Annotated in this window: 19 protein-coding genes; 12 read left to right on the top strand and 7 right to left on the bottom strand. The window is 42.8% G+C overall.

Annotation, left to right across the window (positions count from 1 at the left end; all coding sequences use genetic code 11):
• Positions 1 to 2: 2 nt before the first annotated feature.
• From IGI69_RS14365 to IGI69_RS14350, 4 genes are all read left to right on the top strand, one after another.
• Positions 3 to 821 (top strand): carbohydrate ABC transporter permease, encoded by an 819-nt coding sequence (locus IGI69_RS14365; protein ID WP_005228015.1) that lies wholly within the window; start codon positions 3 to 5, stop codon positions 819 to 821.
• The gene (locus IGI69_RS14360) at positions 805 to 2,097 is read left to right on the top strand and encodes an MBL fold metallo-hydrolase (RefSeq protein WP_438741271.1); all 1,293 of its coding nucleotides are present in this window, start codon (positions 805 to 807) and stop codon (positions 2,095 to 2,097) included. Before IGI69_RS14365 ends, IGI69_RS14360 begins: the two co-directional genes overlap by 17 nt.
• 16 nt (positions 2,098 to 2,113) lie before the next feature.
• Positions 2,114 to 3,397, top strand: a complete 1,284-nt coding sequence (locus tag IGI69_RS14355; protein WP_438741269.1) for an ABC transporter substrate-binding protein — start codon at positions 2,114 to 2,116, stop codon at positions 3,395 to 3,397.
• Between the two features lie 176 nt (positions 3,398 to 3,573).
• The gene (locus tag IGI69_RS14350; protein WP_074934084.1) at positions 3,574 to 5,121 is read left to right on the top strand and encodes a bifunctional metallophosphatase/5'-nucleotidase; all 1,548 of its coding nucleotides are present in this window, start codon (positions 3,574 to 3,576) and stop codon (positions 5,119 to 5,121) included.
• Between the two features lie 43 nt (positions 5,122 to 5,164).
• Here the strand turns inward: IGI69_RS14350 and IGI69_RS14345 are convergent, their stop codons facing one another.
• Genes IGI69_RS14345 through IGI69_RS14335 form a run of 3 tightly spaced genes read right to left on the bottom strand, consistent with a single transcriptional unit; the run spans position 5,165 to position 6,752 of the window.
• A complete protein-coding gene (locus tag IGI69_RS14345; protein ID WP_005228019.1) occupies positions 5,165 to 5,326 on the bottom strand; it encodes a hypothetical protein in 162 nt (53 codons plus the stop codon).
• A gap of 33 nt (positions 5,327 to 5,359) precedes the next feature.
• A complete protein-coding gene (locus IGI69_RS14340) occupies positions 5,360 to 5,710 on the bottom strand; it encodes a hypothetical protein (RefSeq protein ID WP_005233740.1) in 351 nt (116 codons plus the stop codon).
• A gap of 19 nt (positions 5,711 to 5,729) precedes the next feature.
• Positions 5,730 to 6,752, bottom strand: coding sequence for a lactonase family protein (locus tag IGI69_RS14335; RefSeq protein ID WP_438741264.1), 1,023 nt, complete (start codon positions 6,750 to 6,752; stop codon positions 5,730 to 5,732).
• A gap of 118 nt (positions 6,753 to 6,870) precedes the next feature.
• On the opposite strand from IGI69_RS14335, the gene IGI69_RS14330 reads away from it, so the two are divergent.
• From IGI69_RS14330 to IGI69_RS14295, 8 genes are all read left to right on the top strand, one after another.
• Positions 6,871 to 7,224 carry a PTS glucitol/sorbitol transporter subunit IIA gene (locus tag IGI69_RS14330; RefSeq protein ID WP_005228025.1) on the top strand — a complete coding sequence of 118 codons (354 nt, stop codon included), beginning with the start codon at positions 6,871 to 6,873 and terminating at the stop codon, positions 7,222 to 7,224.
• Positions 7,225 to 7,239: 15 nt separating this feature from the next.
• Positions 7,240 to 8,421: an AI-2E family transporter gene (locus tag IGI69_RS14325; RefSeq protein WP_005228027.1), complete on the top strand. Its 1,182-nt coding sequence runs from the start codon at positions 7,240 to 7,242 to the stop codon at positions 8,419 to 8,421.
• A gap of 281 nt (positions 8,422 to 8,702) precedes the next feature.
• Positions 8,703 to 9,272, top strand: coding sequence for a TetR/AcrR family transcriptional regulator (locus tag IGI69_RS14320; protein ID WP_015510412.1), 570 nt, complete (start codon positions 8,703 to 8,705; stop codon positions 9,270 to 9,272).
• 33 nt (positions 9,273 to 9,305) lie between these two features.
• Positions 9,306 to 9,842, top strand: a complete 537-nt coding sequence (locus IGI69_RS14315) for a flavodoxin domain-containing protein (protein ID WP_438741262.1) — start codon at positions 9,306 to 9,308, stop codon at positions 9,840 to 9,842.
• Positions 9,843 to 10,364: 522 nt separating this feature from the next.
• Positions 10,365 to 11,291, top strand: coding sequence for an ROK family protein (locus IGI69_RS14310; RefSeq protein ID WP_395997527.1), 927 nt, complete (start codon positions 10,365 to 10,367; stop codon positions 11,289 to 11,291).
• A 129-nt stretch (positions 11,292 to 11,420) separates the two neighbouring features.
• The gene (locus IGI69_RS14305; protein ID WP_438741259.1) at positions 11,421 to 13,688 is read left to right on the top strand and encodes a helix-turn-helix domain-containing protein; all 2,268 of its coding nucleotides are present in this window, start codon (positions 11,421 to 11,423) and stop codon (positions 13,686 to 13,688) included.
• Between the two features lie 19 nt (positions 13,689 to 13,707).
• The gene (locus IGI69_RS14300; RefSeq protein ID WP_438741257.1) at positions 13,708 to 15,009 is read left to right on the top strand and encodes a family 20 glycosylhydrolase; all 1,302 of its coding nucleotides are present in this window, start codon (positions 13,708 to 13,710) and stop codon (positions 15,007 to 15,009) included.
• Between the two features lie 151 nt (positions 15,010 to 15,160).
• Positions 15,161 to 15,661, top strand: a complete 501-nt coding sequence (locus tag IGI69_RS14295; RefSeq protein ID WP_438741254.1) for a GNAT family N-acetyltransferase — start codon at positions 15,161 to 15,163, stop codon at positions 15,659 to 15,661.
• 239 nt (positions 15,662 to 15,900) lie between these two features.
• Here the strand turns inward: IGI69_RS14295 and IGI69_RS14290 are convergent, their stop codons facing one another.
• From IGI69_RS14290 to IGI69_RS14275, 4 genes are read right to left on the bottom strand one after another with little or no spacing between them, the layout of a single operon-like run.
• Positions 15,901 to 17,205: an alpha-L-fucosidase gene (locus IGI69_RS14290; protein ID WP_086295751.1), complete on the bottom strand. Its 1,305-nt coding sequence runs from the start codon at positions 17,203 to 17,205 to the stop codon at positions 15,901 to 15,903.
• Between the two features lie 25 nt (positions 17,206 to 17,230).
• Complete coding sequence (locus tag IGI69_RS14285; RefSeq protein ID WP_005228047.1) at positions 17,231 to 17,728, bottom strand: hypothetical protein; 498 nt, start codon at positions 17,726 to 17,728, stop codon at positions 17,231 to 17,233.
• A gap of 18 nt (positions 17,729 to 17,746) precedes the next feature.
• Positions 17,747 to 19,618, bottom strand: coding sequence for a beta-N-acetylhexosaminidase (locus tag IGI69_RS14280; protein WP_438741250.1), 1,872 nt, complete (start codon positions 19,616 to 19,618; stop codon positions 17,747 to 17,749).
• Complete coding sequence (locus tag IGI69_RS14275) at positions 19,618 to 20,250, bottom strand: DUF624 domain-containing protein (protein WP_015510403.1); 633 nt, start codon at positions 20,248 to 20,250, stop codon at positions 19,618 to 19,620. The genes IGI69_RS14280 and IGI69_RS14275 overlap by 1 nt, the downstream gene beginning before the upstream one ends.
• Positions 20,251 to 20,321 lie beyond the last annotated feature (71 nt).

Raw genomic sequence — 20,321 nt, 5'->3', positions numbered from 1 at the left:
GAATGAAAAAAATTGTCACGATTGTTTCGATGCTGTTTTTAGCAATTTTAGCAGTGATCACGCTGTTTCCCTTTGTCTATATGATTTTAGCTGGTCTAATGACCTACAGTGAAGCAACCAGTATTCCACCGACGATCATGCCGGAGTCTTTCCAGTGGAGCAACTACGGGGAAGTCTTTACCCGAGCACCGTTTTTACGCTACTTCTTTAATACGGTCTTCGTTTCTGCGGTGACGACTATCGCGACGCTGATCACAGCGATTCTAGCTGCCTTTGCATTGACTAGTCTTGAATTCAAATACAAACGGTTAGTTATTGGATTGATGATCTCATTATTGATGGTTCCTTATGAATCGATCATTTTCACCAATTACAATACGATTGCGCGAATGGGCTTATTGAATACGTATAGTGCCTTGATCATTCCCTTTCTGACTAGTATTTTTTACATCTATTATTTAAATGGCTATTTACAAAGTATTTCCAATACCTTTTATAAGGCAGCCAAAATTGACGGTGCCAGCGACCTAGCTTATATCCGCCGGATTTTGATCCCTATGTCAAAACCAGCCTTAGTGACAGTCGGGATCTTGACGTTCATCTCTAGCTGGAATTCTTTCTTATGGCCGTTGTTAGTGACCAATGAGAAAAAATACCGCCTCTTAAATAATGGGTTGGCTGCCTTTACCACAGAAAGCGGCAGCGATGTTCATTTGCAGATGGCGGCAGCGACCTTGACCGTCATTCCAATTCTGATCATTTACTTGATCTTTAGAAAAGAAATTATCAAAGGAGTGGCTAAAGATGGCATCAAAGGATAAAACGACGATTACCTTTCATAGCGGGATCTTAACGATTGGAGGGACCGTCATCGAAGTTGCGTACAAAGATGCCCATATCTTTTTTGACTTCGGTTCGGAGTATCATCCAGAAACACCCTTACCAGATGAAGAAATACAAACGCTAGTCTCCCACCGTTGGATACCAGAACTGAAAAATGTCTACGATCCACGCTTAGACTATACCTACCAAGGAAGCGAAACGAAAGAATATCAAGAAACAGCAGTTTTTCTTTCCCACGCCCATCTGGATCATTCCAAGATGATCAATTTTTTAGACCCAAATATTCCTATGTACACCTTGAAGGAAACCAAAGCGATCCTCGAAGTGTTGAATCAAAAAGGGGACTTCTTGCTGCCCGTTCCTCATGAGGAAAAAAGCTTTGTCCGTGAATTGATCGGCTTAGAACCTCACGATGTGATTCGAGTCGGGGAAATTGAAGTCGAGATCATTCCAGTCGATCATGATGCTTATGGAGCGGCAGCTTTGTTGATTCGCACGCCGGATCATTTTATCGCTTATACCGGTGATTTGCGTTTGCATGGCTATCATCCAGAGCGTACCAAAGAATTCTGCCAGTTAGCCAAACACACGGATCTATTGATGATGGAAGGGGTCAGCATCAGCTTCCCAGAAAGAGAACCGGACCCCAAAGCGATCACAGTGGAAAGTGAAACAGAATTGATCGAGACCTTCGTACGTTTGGTCAAAGAAAATCCCCAACGACAAATTACCTTCAATGGCTATCCAGCCAATGTCGAGCGCTTTATGGCGCTTGTTGAAGCCGCGCCGCGGACGGTTGTTTTAGAGGCGACGCAAGCTGCTTTGTTGAAAGAAATTTTCAATAAAGATGTACCGTTCTATACGATCGATGATCAAGTACCAGCGACTCTCGATCCAGCCTTCGCCATTTCTTATCAGGCATTATGTGCCGACACGAGCCAGTACCTTTGGCAAGCAGTCGCGCATTTTGAAAACTTGCAGACGGGTGGTTTGTATATTCACAGTGATGCGCAGCCGTTAGGCGATTTTGATCCAGCTTATCAAGTCTTTTTGGATCAATTGGCAGCACTGGAGATCGAATTTGTCCGTTTGCCAAACTCGGGACATGCGAAACCAGCTGATTTAGATCAGATCATTGCATGGATCGAGCCCCAACGATTGGTTCCAATCCATACGCTGAAACCAGAAAATCTGGTGAATCCGTACGGTGAAAGAATATTGCCGCAACGCGGTGAAAAAATTATTTTAGAGTGATAGAGGAGAGGAAAAAATGAAAACAAAGAAACTTGCATTTGCAGCCGCTGCAGCCGCGACATTGGTATTAGGGGCTTGTGGAAACAACAACGATTCATCTGGTTCTACGGAAAGTGATGAAATCGTTACAGAACTAAGCGAAGATACGACTGTCACCTTTTGGCATGCAATGAATGGTGCGCAAGAAGAATCATTGACGAAATTGACCGAGCAATTCATGGACGAAAATCCAAACATCAAGATCGAATTGCAGAACCAATCAAGCTACTCTGATTTGCAAGCAAAGGTGAATTCAACCTTGCCTTCACCAAAAGATCTGCCAACTATCACCCAAGCATATCCTGGTTGGTTATGGAATGCTGCCCAAGATGACATGCTAGTTGACCTTGGCGAATACATCAACGATGATACTATCGGTTGGGGTGACCAAGAAGAGATCCGCAGTGCCCTTTTAGAAGGTGCACAAATCGACGGCGTGCAATACGGGATTCCTTTCAACAAATCAACAGAAATGCTGTTCTACAATGCAGAAATGTTAGACGAGTATGGTATTGACGTACCAACAAACCTTGAAGAATTAAAAGAAGCTTCTCAAGAAATCTATGAAAAATCAAACGGTGAAGTCGTAGGTGCTGGTTTTGACTCATTAAACAACTACTACGCCATTGCAATGAAAAACCAAGGTGTTGATTTTGACAAAGACTTGCAATTAGACAGCGATGAATCAAAAGAAGTCATCAACTACTACCTAGATGGTGTCAAAGACGGCTACTTCCGAATCGCTGGTTCTGATCAATACTTGTCTGGACCATTTGCCAATGAGCAAGTCGCAATGTATGTCGGCTCAATCGCAGGGGAAGGCTTTGTTAAAAAAGATACCGAAGGCAAATTTGAATATGACGTAGCAGCTCGTCCAGAACCAATCAACTTGCAACAAGGAACTGACTTGTATATGTTCAACAGCGCAACACCAGAGCAACGCACCGCTGCTTTTGAATACATGAAATACTTAACTTCGCCAGAAGCGCAAAAAACATGGGCGATCGATACCGGCTACATGCCAGTTGTTGAATCTGTTTTGGAAAGCGATGAATACAAAAACAATCCTGAAACAAAAGTCGCTGCCAAATTAGAAGATGCAACCAAAGAATTGTTCTCGATCCCAGTGATTGAAAATGCTGATCCTGCTTACAATGAAATGCGTTCAATCATGGAAAACATTTTGTCTAATACAGATCAAGATGTCGATCAATTGATTGAAAACGCAAAACCACAATTAGAAGATGCTTGGAACCAATAATTCTGAATTTCTTCGTCAAAATAGGGTATAATCAGGGAAACACCTGAGAATGAAAGACAAAAGGGTTTGTGCCATAAGGTTTGAAGACACAAGGAAGCAGAAAATGCTAGCTTTCGAGGGTTTTCGACTTATGCGCATGCCCTTTTGGTCTATTGAGGGGAAAAGGAGTCTTTTGAATGAAAATCACGTTTTTAGAAACGAGCGATATGCATGGCTATGTCTATCCAACCAATTTTGCCGATGACACGGAACAAGGATTCGGCGTGGCAAAAATTGCTACCAAAATGAAAGAGCTACGTCAAGCAGCCACCGGACCGGTCGTAACGATCGAAAATGGCGACTTTATCCAAGGCTCGCCCTTAAGCTATTACATCGCCAAAAGCCAGCACTCCGTTGCCGCATTGACCGCTGTCGTCAACCACCTGGACGTTGATGTCCATGTCTTAGGCAATCATGAGTTCAACTACGGTCTGCCTTATTTGCAAGAAGCGATCGCCAGCTACCAAACACCAGTACTCGCAGCGAATATTTTAAATGAAGCGGGAGAACCATTCTTTGGCCAAGCTTACACCATCATTGAAAAAGAAGGGGTAAAGATCGCGATCTTAGGAATGGTGACGCCATATATTCCTCATTGGGAACAGCCTGCGACGATTCGCGGGATGCAGTTTGTCAGCATCGTTGAGACAGCGAAAAACTATGTGCCTTACTTAAGAGAAAAAGCCGATATCGTTGTCGTCAGCTACCATGGCGGCTTCGAGCGTGATTTAGTCACTGGAGAACCGACCGAATTATTGACTGGTGAAAATGAGGGCTATCAATTATTGCAAGAAGTCTCAGGAATCGATGCGTTCTTCACAGGACACCAGCACCGTGAGATCGCCACAAAAATCAATGGTGTCCCCGTTGTACAGCCCGGTTATCGTGGAAGCTTTATCGGCGCCATCGAATTGACGGTTGAAAAAAATCAGACAGGGGTTCATGTCACAAACAGTACGGCTGCGTTGATCCCTGTTGCAGATGCTGTCCCAGATCAAGAGACGTTGGCTTTGTTAGCACCCATCGAAGAAGAATTACAAACCTGGCTAGATCAGCCGTTAGGCAAAGTCAGTGGGGATATGCGAATCACCGATCCGATGGGGGCACGCTTGAAAGAGCACCCTTATATTGAATTTATCAATCGTGTTCAGATGGCTGCCAGCGGTGCCAAAATTTCTGGTACTGCTCTTTTCAACAATGAGGGCAAAGGCTTTGGCGCAACCATCACGATGCGAGATGTGATCACTAATTATATTTACCCAAATACGTTAGCTGTAGTCAAAATAACAGGTGCCGAATTAAAAGCCGCTTTAGAACAAACGGCGGATTATTTAGCCGTTGTTGACGGTCAGATCGTCTTCAATCCTGCTTTTATTGAGCCAAAACCGCAATATTATAACTACGATATGTATGAAGGCATCGAGTATACGATCGATCTTAGTCAACCCGTCGGTCAGCGAATCACCCGCTTGGACTTTGAAGAAAAAGCCATTGCGATGGATCAAGAATTAGAGATCGTCATTAACCAATACCGTGCAGTAGGTGGCGGCAACTACGCCATGTTTTCTGCCGAAAAAATCGTTCGTGAGATTCAAGTCGATATGACGGAACTGATTGCTGACTATTTAAAACAGCATCCTCAAATCGAAGCTACGACGAATCAAAACTTTCTAGTGACGTTATAACAGTAAAACAGCCTGCGATGAAGGAATCATCGCAGGCTGTTTCTTAATTTTCTACATTGCGTACATAGTCATCAAAGTATTTTACCAAATCCGCTTTGACTTGTTGATAGTCTTCTTCGGAATACTCTTTGTCTTCTAGTTTTGCTTCGAAAAACGGCATTGCCAATTCTTCTCGTAAACGATCCAACACTTGTTCTTGGTTCATAACGTCACCTTTTTCACATTTGATTTGATTTCATCATAACAAATGAAATGAGGCTGTCAATGCTTCGTAAGTGTCTTTCATTTTTTCTAAACGATTTTTTAAAGAAACAAAATCATCGTCATCATGAAAAAGGACTTGTTTTAATTCAAAATAATAGATCTCAAAAGCATCAAAGAAAGCAATGACTTCCGCTGTTTGCAGCTCTTTGGCAGTATCGCAGCGAATATAGGCTTTTTCAGCGATCGCATACGTTTCTGCAGTCGTTAATAGGACCAATGATTCATTGTATTTGCGGCTCGTCACTAGTTCAAAGGTTGATTGACATTTATTGTAGATATTAGAAAAATCTTTGAGCACAAGTTCCTTTGGTGTTTTATCAAACATGGGGGAATCCTCCAAAACTTTATTTTTTGAATAAGACGCAGACACATTCTGGTGCGTAGATGTCTTTTTCTAAGACAGTCAATTTGCCAGTGGCTTCATCGCGTTTGTATAACGTTAGGTTATCAGAATTTTGGTTGGCACAAACGAGATAATCGTTTGTCGGGTCCAAATCGAAATCGCGAGGGAAGTCGCCTTCAGTCGAGATTGATTGAACAAAAGTCAGGCCAGCGCCTTCATCGGTTACTTCAAAAACAGCGATTGAATTATGGCCGCGATTTGAGCTGTAAACAAAACGGCCATCGTTCGAGATACGTACCGCAGCGCCACTGTTGAAATCCGTAAAGTCCGCAGGGATCGTTGGCACCTTTTGGATTTTCTCAAAACTGCCATCTGCTTCATTGTAGCGTAAAACAGTCAATGAGCTGTCTAATTCGCCCACTAAGTAAGCGTATTGGTTAGTTGGATGGAAGACCAAGTGACGTGGACCAGTTCCGTCTTTTGCCACGTAAACGGCAACTTCTGTCAGTTTGCCATCTTCTGAAATATCATAAGTATATACCCGGTCTGTTCCAAGGTCACAAACTGCTAAACGTTGGTCTGGTGTTAAGTCAGTATAGTGGACATGAGGTTTGTCTTGGTTTTCATGAGAGCCGACGGGTTCATCATGGTAGATGCTGTCCGTTGCTTCGATGCTGCCATCCTCTAGAATTTTATAAACATTCACTTCACCTTTATGGTAGTTGGCACCATATAAAAGCTGACGGGTTTCATCAACTGCTACATAGCAAAGTGGTGCGCCTTCTTCCGTTGCGGTATTCAGCAAGGTAAAGTCTGGGGTATAAGCAGCTGCGCCGCCGTTGCCATCTACTTCTGTGACGCTGTAAACTGCTTCTTTTTTACTGCGGGCAAGATAAGTCGGACTTTTTTCTTCCGCGCATAAGGTCAAATCGGTCAGTGTTCCTTTTTCCGTATCTAAAGCGATCGAATAGATCCCTTTACTTTCGCGACGAGTGTACGTACCTAAATAAATCGTTTGCAACATAAAAAAACCTCCTAATAGTTTCATTCCTATTTAATTCTACCATAGAATGCGGTTTTGGGCGGGTAGAAAAACTCTTTATGTTATAATAAACAAGAAGATAGAAAGGGGAGTTTGTCATATGAAAAAAGGGACGATCAAAGAAATCGGTCCACAAGCGATCGATTCGCAAGAAAGAATGATCATCTTTTTTGGGGAAGAAGCGACCGACACACTGCGAGAATATTCAGTCATTCAAACGATTCCTGATTCGCAAGCGTTAGTAGTCACAAAAGGGGACCAGATCACTTTTGGTGATCAGACCTATCAAGTCCAATATGTAGGGACGGTCGTAAACCAAATCCTGCAAACGATCCAGCATGTGACCTTTGTCTTTGACGAAGTGCCGGCTGAAGATCAGCTTTCAAGTGCGATTTATTTAACGCCAACTGTTCTGCCGAAACTAGAAGTCGGCATGCAGGTGACGTACGACTAGGAGGCAAAGAATGTCATGAAAGAAACGCAGAAAAAGCCGCATTCCTGGTTTTGGAAATGGTTTTTAAACAATCAAGCAGTGACCAGCTTGCTGGTCATTTTATTGATTCTCTTGATTTTGCTGCTCTTTACGAAAGTGTCGTATTTGTTTGAACCCGTCTGGCAATTTTTAGCCATCGTCGGATTGCCAATCATTTTGGCGGGGATCTTGTATTACTTGATGAACCCCACCGTCGACTACTTAGAACGCAAGGGAATCAAACGAATCTACAGTATCTTTGGTCTCTTTATTTTAGTGGTTGGTCTGATCGTCTGGGGTGTGGTGGTGATCATCCCTAAGATCCAAGAGCAATCCATGAGCTTTGCGGATAATTTGCCAGGCTACTTGACGATCATCGAGAATAAGGTGAATGAGATTCTCTCTGATCCAATCTTCTCGCAAGTCCAAGAGCAGATCGAAGCCTCCAATGAGAAGCTGATTTCTTCTTTGACGGATATCGTCCAAAACCTTTCCCGCAGCACGATTCAAAATCTAGGCAGTTTCTTCGGCGCCGTTGCAACGATCGTTTTAGCGGTCATTACCATGCCATTTATTTTGTTCTACCTACTGAAAGATGGCCGTAAACTAGCCCCTTATTTTGTTAAATTTCTGCCAACCAAAATGCGCCAGCCATCACTGGTCGTCTTAAAAGAGATGAACGATCAAGTATCCTCCTATATTCGAGGACAACTGACGGTGGCGTTTGCGGTCGCAGTGATGTTTATGATCGGGTTTAGTATCATTGGCTTAGATTATGCCATCACACTGGGGATTGCAGCGGGATTTCTAAATTTGATCCCTTATTTAGGATCTTTTTTGGCCATGATCCCTGCGGTCTTTTTAGGAATCGTCGGTGGACCCGTGTTACTGATCCAAGTGCTGATCGTCTTTGTCATTGAGCAGACCATTGAAGGCCGCTTGATTTCGCCATTAGTTCTAGGAAACGAGTTGTCGATTCATCCTGTCACGATCCTGTTAGTCCTCTTGACTTCAGGAAAACTGTTTGGCCTTGTTGGGGTCATTTTAGGGATTCCTGTGTATGCGGCAGCTAAAGTGGTCATTACCCATGTGTTTGAATGGTATACGCGGGTTTCCTCCTTGTATGAAGAGGAAGAACCGATCCCCGAAGCGCCACCAGAGGACACCCCAGAAGTGTAGCAGCTTCGAGTGTAAAAGAGTCCATACGTATTATCTACGGTACAGCCTTTTTCTGTGGGCTGTACCTTTTTTGTGCGGATAAAAGAGCCAGCAATCATTGGAAAGTAACGGAACATTTACAACCTATGAACGATGATTTTTGAGAAATCGACAGCTCTTTATTCAATAGAAAGAGCGAGGGATAGCATCTTGGATCCAATTGACTTCGAAGGAACAAAAGAATATAATCGATTTATATAAAAAGTTTATATAACGCAACTTGTGCTCAAGGAGGGCAATGAATGCCGAAACAACGAATAACAAAGGAAATGGTGGTTGATGCCGCCTTTGAGATTGCACGAAAAGGCGGTATGGAGCACGTGATCGTCAAGAACATTGCCGAGAAGTTAGGCTGTTCAGTCCAGCCCATTTATAGTTACTGCACCAATATGGAGGGCCTGCGAACAGAAGTAGAGCAGAAAGCACGGCAATTTTTACAAGCGTATCTAGAAGCCCATAGCGACCCCCAGGATCTGTTTCGCAGTACCGGACACGCGTATTTGCAATTGGCGAAAGAAGAACCCCATATTTTGAGTATTTTTGTCTTACAAAAAAGAGCGAATGTTTCGTCATTAGAAGATCTGTATCAGTTGGAGACGAATCCTGAAGTAGCCCAAAGGATTGCCGCCGATTTGACTATCAGTATAGAAACCGCCAAACAGCTACACATGCATATGCTCATTTACACGATCGGAATCGGTACGATTTTCTCAGTAACGACACCTGGTATTCCACTAGATGAAATCTATGCACAACAGGAAAAAGCGTACGAAACGTTTTTAGAACAAGCCATAGCTGGCACAAAACCATAAGGTGCAGTCCTAACTGCAGAGAGGAGTTCCCCCATGAAAAACGGCATGATTGTTTATCAATCGAAATACGGCGCTGTCAAAAAGTATGTCCACTGGCTTCAAGATGCAACAGGTTTTTCCAGCCTAGAAACCCCAAAAGCGAAAATAGCTGAAGTAATGGATTATGACACAATTATCTTCTGTGGGGGAATCTATGCTTCGGGTATTGCTGGACTGTCCTTTTTAAAAAAGAATACCAACCAGCTAAAAGACAAAGAGATACTTATCTTTTGTGTGGGAGCCTCTGCTCCTGAAGAAGATGTTGTGAAAAAACTCAGAGAACAGAATCTCACGGGTCCACTAAAGGACATCCCCCTTTTTTACGGCAGAGGACAATGGCAGGAAAGCAAAATGAATTTCTTTGATCGAAACTTAGTGAAAATGTTAAGAAAAGCTGCGGCTAAGAAAGCGCCGCACACCTATGATCCGCAGATGAAGGCGCTCATGGAAGCCAACGGCCAAGATTGTGATTGGACAGATAAAAAGTATTTGGTTCCGTTGGTGGATTATTTGGCGCAGGGACTGTATTGAACGAGCACAAGCGTTTTTATGACTCAAATGAGCAATGAGTGACCAGAGTGTAAGAACAGAACAAAGTTAGTTTATTGCTAATAGATTTTCTGTTGTGACACCCAGAGTCAGCAACTAAGTTCTAAAAAATCGTTCGATCTATTTCTAAAAAGCAATGACTAAGTAGAATGCCGATCACGCATGAGAGGATGTCTTATGCGTGACGGTTTTTTGTTTTATAAACTAGATAGCTTATCTCAAAAAATGGGTAGCTGTTTCCTTTGCTGACAAAATTCTCAGGCACCGTATCTAATGGATTTCTTTTTTGCTTTGCAGGATGAACAGTTTTGTGAAGCTGAGCGTTAAACCTGATCTTTTTAGTGTTTTAAAAATAAGCAGATAAGCTATCACTTTTTGTACAACGTATATTCTTTCTAAATGCAAGATATCTTTCGTTGCGGGGTTTTTTATGGCTTGGGCGGATTTGACACACTGTTGCAAGAAATACATATGGTCGCCGAAAACATTGGTTGCGTATACTAAATGCAAGATAAAAGAAAGCCTTGTGAGGTCAAGAAAATGTGGATTTTAGCAATTGATATTGGCGGTACTGCTATTAAATGTGGGTTAGTGAATAGTCAAGGGGAACGCAGACAATTGACTCAATTTCCTATGAACAAGGAATATGCCACAGTCACGCAGCGCATATGTCGACACATCGATGCATTCTATGCCGCAACATTTGATGGTATTGCTATTAGCTCAACGGGACTGGTTGATCCACGAAGCCAAGAAATCGGGATGGCATCACCTTTGTATGAAGGATTTGGTAAAAGACTGGTTAAGCATTTGCGAAGCACATACCAATGTCCAGTGGCTGCCGAAAATGATGGCAACTGTGCGTTATTGGCAGAAAAGTGGTTGGGTCACGCTCAAAATTGTGCGTCCTTTGCGACAATTGTCCTAGGTACATCCGTTGGCGGTGGCTTAATGATTAACCATCAATTGGTTCGCGGCAAACACTTACTAGCAGGAGAGTTTGGCTATATGCTTTTTCCGACCGAAACAAAGGATTGGGAACTTTGGAGCATCGCAGGGTCAACCAGAACTCTTGTGGAAGAAACAGCAGAGCGTATCGGAGATCCAACAATCAATGGGCAGCGCATTGATACACTGGTTCAAGAACAAGATCCGCGATGTCTGCCAATGGTCGCTGATTTTGTCGATAAGCTGGCGGCAGCTTGCTATAGCCTGCAGTACATGATTGATCCGGAAATTATCTTGATTGGTGGTGGAATCAGTGCTAGCCGTTTCTTGATCCCTCAAGTAAACGCACGATTGGCTGTGATTGCTGAACAGATTCCAAGTACTGTTATCGTGCCAAACATTTGTGCCTGTCGTTTTGGCAATGAATCAAATTTATTAGGCGCTTGTTATAACTGGTTAAGAAAATACAAGCCTGATAGCTAACTTGTAAAAAAGCATTGTTTTTTATTAAAATAAAGCGTATTTTATTAGAGTATCATACATTCTTTTCTCCTAAATAAGTACCGATAAATGAAAGCGTTTTTTAGCTTTTGAAATAACAGAGAATAGGTGATGCAAGTGAGAAAGTACACGGAACAGAATCGTCAAAAACTATTTAGGGGAATCATTCGTGCCATCAGCTCTTATTTAATCGTGTTTTTAGTGCCTTTTTTAGCCGTGTCATGGATTTGGTATGATACCTCTGTCAAAAGTATCAATGAACAAGTACTGCTGACGGCCAGAAATCAATTGATCCAATTGAAATATTCATTAGAAAATACATTTATTCAATTGAATTATCTGACCCAAAAAATGACCAATGATCATGTTGTTTCATTGAAATACCTACAGCATCCTTACTTGACTAAAGAAGCAAAAGAAGCGATGCAGACATATAAAATCACTAACGATCTAGTCGAAGAAGTCTATTTATATTATAAAGAAGCCCCGGCGACCCTTTATTCAACCGTTGGCTCACTGTCAGTCGACACATTCTTGAATAAGGTACTGCCAAAAAACGATATGGACCAAGTTCAATTGGTCGCACAATTGGACTCTCCAGCGCCGACGTTACTGACATTGGAAGGTGCTGGTGGAGAACAGCGATATTCGCGTTTCTTTTATATCGTTCCAATTCAAAGTGAAGAAATGACCGTTTACGGCGCAGCAATCTATGAAATCAAAGAAAACAATTTGAAGAGAATCCTTGATTTAAGCAATAGTGATGGGCTCAGCAATACCTATATCATCAATGATGAGTATCAGTTATTAGCCAGTACCACCAATGATGAGTTAGCACGCTTTTTAAATCATCCTGAGCGAATGAAAAAAGGCATTCAAACAGGACGAATGCGGTTTGAACAATCGACGTATTTTGTTCAAGCAATTGACAACAAAGAATTGAATATTTCGGTCGTAGCTGTCGCCAATCCGAATCAAGCATTGGCTTCAGTCAACCGTGTGCAAGAACAGTTCGTCCTAGTATTTATCGCCATATTGTTTACGGGTATCACCGCAGTCGTGATGCTTGGTTTACGCAGTTATCGGCCGATTCGCAAAATAGAAAATCTGGTTCAGGAGTTTCATCGTGATCCAAAAATGACTCTTCATTCGATGGATGATGTCCATAATACGCTAGCGGCATTTTTGGTAGAGCACCAAGAACTGCATCAGGAAGTACGTTTACAAACACCCCATGCGAGAGAACAAGTATTGCGCAAATTAATGAGTGGACGTTTCCGTTCAGAACAAGAATTGGCTCTGCTTTTGGAAGCTGTCCATGTTTGTTTTCCTAAGTCGAATTACTTTGTGATCGCCATTGATACGAAAACTGTTGATACCAAAGCCAAGCAAGGGGATAAGAAATTTTTAATTGATTATATCGAAGAAATCAAAGAGGCTGATTATACGGCATATGCCACTGAAATTTTGTCCACAGAAATGCTGGCATTGACCGTTGGCTTTGTTGATGGCAAAGAACAAAAAGAAATTGTAGATGCTATCGCGGAAAAAATTACCCAAGCGATCTCCCTAACACCCGCAATGGGTGTCGGGATGACGGTGGATCAACTAACGGCTATTAATGAATCGTATATTGAAGGATTGGCGGCACTGGAAAATCAAGGAAGTCAAGGGAAGCAAATCAGCTACTATGCGGAACTTTCCCAAGAGACCAAACATTTACCGATCAATTATCCAGACAATCAAAAATTAAAATTGATCCAAGCCTTGAATCAAGGAAATATTGAAATTGCCAGTGAAACGATCCAACGTTTGATTGAAGAAGGCGAGAGCAAGCAGACTTCGCCTCGTGTCCAAAAAATGTACGGCTACTACTTGTTGAATACGATCGCGCAAGTCGGCGGTGAATTGGTGGGGGCAGAGGTACTGCATACTGCTTCTGAAAGTGCCGATTTCAACAGCTTGAACCAATTGCAGACGGCCTTGTTAACGATTGCCCAGCAGATTTGTACAAAGGTGCAGAAACAGCCGCTGGATGACGAGTCGGAAATGAATGAGAAAATCTTCAGTTTTATTCAAGAAAATTATCATTCCTCTCAGCTATCGCTAGAATCGGTGGCAGAGGAAGTAGGTGTATCTGTCTCCTATGTCAGCCGTTTTGTAAAAAAAGAAAGTGGCAAAACCTTTTCCAAATATATTCAAGAATTACGGTTGAAAAAAATCAAAGAAGAACTGATTGAAACAGATTTGCCGATCAAAGAAATTATTCGTAACAATGGGTATTATGATGTTTCCAACTATACGAGAAAGTTCCGAAAAATAGTGGGTGTGACCCCAGGGCAATACCGTGAAATGAACCAAAAAATGAGAAATTATTGAAAGTAAGAGGAAGAATGAGATGAATAAACCAGTTGATTTGAAAGAAGCTCAGCAACGAGCTGCCGTCTTTTTTGAGGAGATAGGTTGGCAGCCGGCGAAGGATCCGCTCCCGCAAATAGTGGTCGATCCGCAGCTGGATGCTGATTTTCGATTTGAAAACCAAACAATCAGTGTGTCCTCGCCAGAACACGTCTTTTACGCGTTAACCAAATATGGCCGAGATCAAGCGACAGGTCAATTAGCACAGAAAAGCTATCTAGCAGCGCTTAAAGAACGCTGTCTGATGATCGATATCGGGCGTAAATTTTATTCTCTAACTGATTTGAAAGCAATCGTCCGCAGTATGGCTTGCTTCCAATTTACGCATCTGCAACTTCATTTTTCGGAAAACGAAGGCTTTCGGATTGAATCCCAGCAATTTCCAGAAATCGTTTCGGAAGAATATTTGACCAAGCAGGAAATTCGTGAATTGATTGCGTATGCTCAAAACCATTCAATTGCCATTATCCCTGATTTTGATTCTCCTGGTCATTTGCGGCAAGTATTGGCTCAAAAACCCGAGTGGCAATTACCGACAGCCGATGGCACGCGTGATGATCGAGCACTGAACATTTTGGATTCAGAAGCGGTAGCTTTTATTCAGGAAGTTTATCGGGAATATGCGCAACTATTTGAAGACAGCACCTATTTTCATATTGGTGCCGATGAGTTTATTGATTTTGATCATTTAGAAAACTTTCCGCAAATGATCGAAGCAGCCCGCGAGCGCTATGGGGAAAAAGCTAGCGGAATCGAAGTTTTTATTGATTATGTCAATGAACTGGCGGCCTTTGTTGAAAGTCTCGGCTTTGTTGTGCGGGTCTGGAATGATGGGTTTTACCGCTTGAATCGCCAAGAGCAGACAACGTTGACGGAGAATTGCCAAATCTCCTATTGGACCCGTTGGAACCAGAATATGGCGCCGGCAGATGTCTTTTTTGAAAAAGGCTATACCATGATCAATCACAATGATAATTTTTTCTATTATGTCTTAGGAGAAGCGGCAGGCTATACTTATCCAACCTACGAAAAAATCAGCAATGAATTCCAGTTGACGACGTTTGCCAATGGACAACAAGTTGCACAGGAACAGCTTGCCCAAACACAGGCGATCGCTTTATCCGTCTGGGCGGATGTGCCTGAGGCTCAGACTAGTCGTGAAGTGATCCAAGCGATTTTTTGGCTCCAAGCGGCCATTAGCCAAAAAGTTTATAATGAACCCAATCGGCCAAAAGAGACAGTACAAAAGCTCTATGATGGGTGGGAAGCGGCATTCAGCTGATTGCTAGAGGAATTGGGTGAAGCAGCAATCGCTGATAATCCCTATTATTTTTTTATGATGAATAAGTTTAACGATAAGGCAAATCAATGCCAGCGACACACTGTATAGAATGAACATAGCCCCGAGTGAGGGGGAGAAAGGGAGAAAATAAGTGATCATAGATATTCAACCGTTGAAGAGAAAAGATATCCTTGAAATGGATCAAATGTTTTTAAAGCAAGGGTGGCCTTCTCGCCAGCAGCTCTTGATGGAGTATTTAAATGAGCAAGAAGCGGGGGAGAGATACGTTTTGCTTGCCAAAATAAACAACAAAACTGCCGGGTATTTGACTTTGGTCCCTCTAGCAAAGCACGGGCCATTTAAAGGCTTGTATCCAGAAATTGCGGATTTTAATGTTTTTGAATCCTATCAAAAACAAGGGGTAGGCAGTCAGCTTTTAAAAGCAGCCGAAGAAAAGGCACGAGAAATAGCGGCCGTGGTGACATTGGGGGTAGGCCTGCATAATGGTTATGGATCGGCCCAGAGACTGTATGTAAAACAAGGCTATATTCCAGATGGATCTGGTGTTTGGTTCAATAATCAGAATTGTGCGATGAATGCGCCTTGCTGCAACAATGACGATCTTGTTCTTTATTTGTCTAAGGAACTTTGAACCTCCTGTGGTAAGTACCGTTAAGAATGGATTAAGCACGCAACTCGTTTGGATGTTCTCATCACCTGTTCAACAAGCTGGTTGGCTACTTTCGTATAGGCAAATTTGTAGGAGTTCTTGAACAAATAGCCATAAAAAATGACTAAAAGCGATCCGCTTCTAGTCATTTTTTTGTAAAGAAAGTAAGGGCAACGTCTTTATATAAATAAATTCTTCATTTAGGACAGTGCAACGGGTGCTTACATTTCTCTTAAAGTGATCTCGACCACTGGTACCAACACATCTGGTGGGCAGACGGGTAAGCTGAGAACAAGGTCCTCTTTGTTGATGATGGCTTCCGTTGAAGTGAGAACTTCTTCGGGATCAAATCCTCGATAAAACAATTCGGAGCCATCATGTAAGAAACGGATATGCTTTACGCGTCCTGCAAGCCCTGGAAGATGCAAGGATTTGTATGGATAAGAAAAGAGGTGCAAGTAAAGTTTATTCCCGTTTTGGGTGTAGCGGCTGTCAATAGGCGGTTGAAAAGAGCTGGTACCACAGCCGATAATCGCTTGTTGATGATAATGCATCCATGAACCGATGGCTTCTAAATGGCTGCGAGTTGGTAAGCTGATTTCTCCACGAGCATTTGGGCCGATATTTAAAAGAAAGTTCCCATCTTTTGCCACTGTGTCAATCAGCATTTTGGTCATCATTTCACTGGATTTCCAGTGCTGAGCATCACGATCATAGCCCCACGTTTCGTACATCGTTTGGCACGCTTCCCATATCAAAGGCAATCCATCCGCTTCTAATGGTTTGTCTGGTTGGAATTGCTCAGGGGTGGTAATCCCTCGGCCCAAATCCAGACGGTCATTCAGCAGCATGTTCGGCTGCAGGTTTCGACAAATTTCTTCGATCCGCTTACTATCCCAATCGGCGGCACCTTTGCCTTTAGACCATCCCCAATCTCGATGACTATATGGAAAATCAAACCACATATAATCGATGGTTCCATAGTTAGTCAATAGTTCAGTGACTTGACCAGCTAAAAAATCTTGATAGCGGCGCATGTCACGCTGGTTATTCGTCTGACGGGCTTGAATAGTCTCTCGTTGCGGATGCAGCCCATCGAGCGTGAAATCTGGATGATACCAATCGATCAGCGAATGATACAGCCCAATCTTAATGCCGACCTTACGAAATGCCGGCAGCAGTTCTGCTAAGAGGTCACGCTTGAAGGGGGTATTGGTCACTTTGTATTCGCTGAGAGCGGTATCCCAAAGGGCAAAGCCTTCATGATGTTTCGTCGTGAAGACCATGTATTGAAAACCGGCCTTCTTTGCGGTTTGAGCCCATTCCTCTGCATTGAAAAGATCAGGATCAAACTGAGAAAAATAGTTCTCGCGATAGGTGGTGGGTTCAATTTTTTCTGTCGTCATAAACCATTCGTGTCGAGCGCCAATACTGAAAAGGCCGAAATGGATGAATAAGCCAAACCGATCATGGAGGAACCAGTTTGGGTCAGGGTAGTCGGCAGGCCAATTTTTATACGTTCTCATTAAAAATAACTCCTTTTTCAATCACTTAAAGAAATTCTGTATTCGTCATGACTGTTTCTTGAATTTTCCAGCCATCTGCTTCCTTGACAAAGGTATGGTAAGCCTCTGTGATGTGGTCACGGTAAGAAGAGTCTTTTGGGCTGATCGTTTTCTGTTGAGCCGCGACCAGCATGGATCCTGTCTCTTGTTTAACAACTTCAAAAGAAAGCAGCGTGTGCTGCAGCTGTTCTTCTGCAAAAAAATCAGCTAATTCTTGGGTCGTCTCTGCTCGTGCCGCTGCCACTAGCGTTGCGGCATAGGCTGTCGCGTCTTGGTCAGAGGCTGCTTGTAAATTTTCTTTCAGCACTGCCAAACAAGCCTCCGCCGCTGCTTGATTTGTAATATTGCCTGTCATCTCCAGTTTTTCTGAAGGTTGGGCATGAACTGGAGCAGAAGAACCGGTTGTTAGAAAATAGAGAAAGAATAGGCTAACAATAGTCAGCAGACTCACGATGACGGTTCGGCGCAGCAAGGATGTTTTCATAAGTTCTCACTCCTTCTTTTAAACATCAGAAATTTTCCCCGCACTATAGATTCCATGAAATAAATTGCGACCCACAGAAGTACTGCCGCTGAAAGGGGTCACCATTGGTAAGGACGGTTGAGTCAATTCTTCCAACGTATCGAGCTCCCCGTCCAAGAAGGCAGTAAGCCGCCAGAGTGTCGTATCGCAGCGCATCAGCAAGGCGCCGTATCGCAGATCGATAATTTCAAAACCGAAAGGTCGATTCCAGTCAAACCAGACTTGACGATGGGCTTCATAAAGGGATTGCAAGGCGGATTTATAGACACTGAGCGCATCTACTGCTTGGTGCAGTCCGGTGCGATCCTTGCTTTTATAGGCACTGGTGATCTGGTTGGTAATACAGGCTTTTTGTGCCAAAACATCAGCCAGCTGCTGATAAAAGGCAAACATCGTTTGTGTGTCCCGTGTTGCTTTCACAGCAGCCAACTCTTGAGCCAATGTTTGATAGTAGGATGCTAAAGAAAGATCAGTTAAATTTTCTTGATACAAGCCATACAGCAAGTCTTGGTAGAGCAACAGCTTGCTGGGGTTTTCTCCGTGAGGATTGTTTTTTTGCACACCTGCAGTTTGATCAAAGCGATCAAGCAGTAAAAAGTCGTTGGCTATTGACTGGTGAAAAAGCTGAAATTTTTTAGTTAAATTCTCTAACGAAAGGTCGTTTCCAAACTGCGCTTCACTGAAATATTGCAAACCTAGTAGCGCAGCAATCACTGGTGTTTCAGCTCCGTCGTCGCCCCAAAGTGTGGCATAGACTTCTTGGACATCGTTTTCTTTGGCGGCTTGCAAGGCGTGACGCATAGTGGCGAAACTTTTGCCGTAGTTCGGCGCTAAACCGTTCCACGTCCAGATACCTCCAGCAAAGACGATCGGCTGTTTTAATTCCCGGTGTTTCGCAAACATTCGCTGATAAGAGGCATGATCATGATGATAATAATCCCAGTAAACCATTTTGACCGCAGGAAGGTCAGCAAATAATTCTGTCGGAAAACACACGTCTGAATCGTAGTAATCACCCGTAGGCGCACCGATTCTAAAAAACATATCGCTCCACATCATCGGCTCAAAACCTATGTTTTGACAAAGCGCAGCTACCTGCTTTAGGTGTGCGGCCATAATCGTGAACCGGTCTTGTAACCCGTGTATTTCTAAATACTTTCCTTTCCCCAATTGGTGTGCTTCATCCATACCGATGTGCAGTTGATCAGTTGCAAAACACGAACGGATCGAACGGATCGCTGCTTCCAAAAAAGTATACGTTTCTTCTTCTCCCACCAGTAGAATATCTTCTGTGTCCCGAATATTTCCAGCGAACTGCCACTTTAAAGGATTCGTCAAATGTGCCAATGTTTGAATCGCTGGAATCAAAGTTACTCCTACGGCTTGGGCATAGGTATCTAGAGCCTTTAATTCTACTTGGGTATAACGACCGCGCAAATGTCCGAAATAAGGGTACTCAGGAATTTCATAAGTATCTTCCATATAGAGCATGAGGTGATTGAGGCCCATCTTACTTGTTAATAAAATGAACCGTTCCAGCTTTTTGACGGTCATCACCGCATTGCGGGACAGATCGATCATTGGTCCAATTGCTTCAAAATGCGGCTGTTCTTCTAAGACATAGACTGGGCGATCTTCATGCACCCATAAAGTTAATGCCCGAAACAAATGCGCTTTTTCTTGATAGTAAATGATCGTTTCTAGTGGGCCGTGGCAAATTTTCAGGGAACCGGGTCGATGAATCAAGCGCAAGGGATGGCCATTCGGCGTTTCCCTCAATTCTAGTTCTTGCAGTGCGTGACTAAAAAAATCATCGAGGTTTTCATTACTTTGGATAAAAATGTCCTTCATCACGAGCGTCCTTCTTTCATCAGTGATTCCGAGCGCTGAATCGCTTGAAAAGAGAACCAGCTACTGGGGAATAGGAAAAAGGGAACAAAGCCGATGACTAATAAGATTGGCAAAAAAGTCAAAATGATAGTAGTCACTAAGATTCCCAAAATCATCGCAATTGTTTGGGGAACACTGATAACCATTAGTAATATTGCTTGTTTAAAATAGTGAAGAAGCGTCAAATCATAACGCAAATAGACCGGCAGAAGGTACAAGCTGATCAAAAGGGCACTGATAAATAGCAGCAGCAAAAAAAAGTGAATCAAGCTATTTTGGATAAAAGTACTAGAGATACGTAATTCCAACCATAAGAACAACAACAAACCCGCTTGCATGGCGCCTAATTGATTGGCACGACGGAAATTTTTTTTCACGATAGTTTTGAACCAAGTCTTCAAAGACGCTGGTCGTTCCTTTTTTTGGAAGCTATCGAAAAAAGCTTGGATAATCGTAGCGGTGGCAGGAAAAATACCTAAAAATATCCCGTATCGAAATACCCAATAAAACCAGAGTAACTGCAACTTCAGGCAATGAAGTAACCAATCGCCGACTTGATAGGAAACATGATAAATACCATTCGTTTGTTTCATAAGCCCCTCACTTTCTTACGGATACAAGTTTTGTTGTATCCGCTTTATTTGTTGTTCTAATCGTATCATTG

Origin of the sequence: Enterococcus sp. DIV1083b (genome assembly GCF_051713705.1) — a bacterium.
GTDB classification, from domain to species: Bacteria; Bacillota; Bacilli; order Lactobacillales; family Enterococcaceae; genus Enterococcus_D; species Enterococcus_D casseliflavus.
Note: the sequence above shows the minus strand (reverse complement) of the source record. Positions and strands in the feature narration are given on the sequence as shown.

Excerpts from the sequence above, each read along its gene's own strand:
- IGI69_RS14345 (WP_005228019.1), bottom strand. The coding sequence starts at position 5,326 with ATGAACCAAGAACAAGTGTTGGATCGTTTACGAGAAGAATTGGCAATG.
- IGI69_RS14305 (WP_438741259.1), top strand. The coding sequence starts at position 11,421 with ATGCAAGTGAGAAAGTACACGGAACAGAATCGTCAAAAACTATTTAGG.
- IGI69_RS14315 (WP_438741262.1), top strand. The coding sequence starts at position 9,306 with ATGAAAAACGGCATGATTGTTTATCAATCGAAATACGGCGCTGTCAAA.
- IGI69_RS14280 (WP_438741250.1), bottom strand. The coding sequence starts at position 19,618 with ATGAAGGACATTTTTATCCAAAGTAATGAAAACCTCGATGATTTTTTT.
- IGI69_RS14320 (WP_015510412.1), top strand. The coding sequence starts at position 8,703 with ATGCCGAAACAACGAATAACAAAGGAAATGGTGGTTGATGCCGCCTTT.
- IGI69_RS14325 (WP_005228027.1), top strand. The coding sequence starts at position 7,240 with ATGAAAGAAACGCAGAAAAAGCCGCATTCCTGGTTTTGGAAATGGTTT.
- IGI69_RS14310 (WP_395997527.1), top strand. The coding sequence starts at position 10,365 with ATGCAAGATAAAAGAAAGCCTTGTGAGGTCAAGAAAATGTGGATTTTA.
- IGI69_RS14335 (WP_438741264.1), bottom strand. The coding sequence starts at position 6,752 with ATGTTGCAAACGATTTATTTAGGTACGTACACTCGTCGCGAAAGTAAA.
- IGI69_RS14350 (WP_074934084.1), top strand. The coding sequence starts at position 3,574 with ATGAAAATCACGTTTTTAGAAACGAGCGATATGCATGGCTATGTCTAT.
- IGI69_RS14300 (WP_438741257.1), top strand. The coding sequence starts at position 13,708 with ATGAATAAACCAGTTGATTTGAAAGAAGCTCAGCAACGAGCTGCCGTC.
- IGI69_RS14275 (WP_015510403.1), bottom strand. The coding sequence starts at position 20,250 with ATGAAACAAACGAATGGTATTTATCATGTTTCCTATCAAGTCGGCGAT.
- IGI69_RS14290 (WP_086295751.1), bottom strand. The coding sequence starts at position 17,205 with ATGAGAACGTATAAAAATTGGCCTGCCGACTACCCTGACCCAAACTGG.
- IGI69_RS14355 (WP_438741269.1), top strand. The coding sequence starts at position 2,114 with ATGAAAACAAAGAAACTTGCATTTGCAGCCGCTGCAGCCGCGACATTG.
- IGI69_RS14330 (WP_005228025.1), top strand. The coding sequence starts at position 6,871 with ATGAAAAAAGGGACGATCAAAGAAATCGGTCCACAAGCGATCGATTCG.
- IGI69_RS14285 (WP_005228047.1), bottom strand. The coding sequence starts at position 17,728 with ATGAAAACATCCTTGCTGCGCCGAACCGTCATCGTGAGTCTGCTGACT.
- IGI69_RS14365 (WP_005228015.1), top strand. The coding sequence starts at position 3 with ATGAAAAAAATTGTCACGATTGTTTCGATGCTGTTTTTAGCAATTTTA.
- IGI69_RS14360 (WP_438741271.1), top strand. The coding sequence starts at position 805 with ATGGCATCAAAGGATAAAACGACGATTACCTTTCATAGCGGGATCTTA.
- IGI69_RS14340 (WP_005233740.1), bottom strand. The coding sequence starts at position 5,710 with ATGTTTGATAAAACACCAAAGGAACTTGTGCTCAAAGATTTTTCTAAT.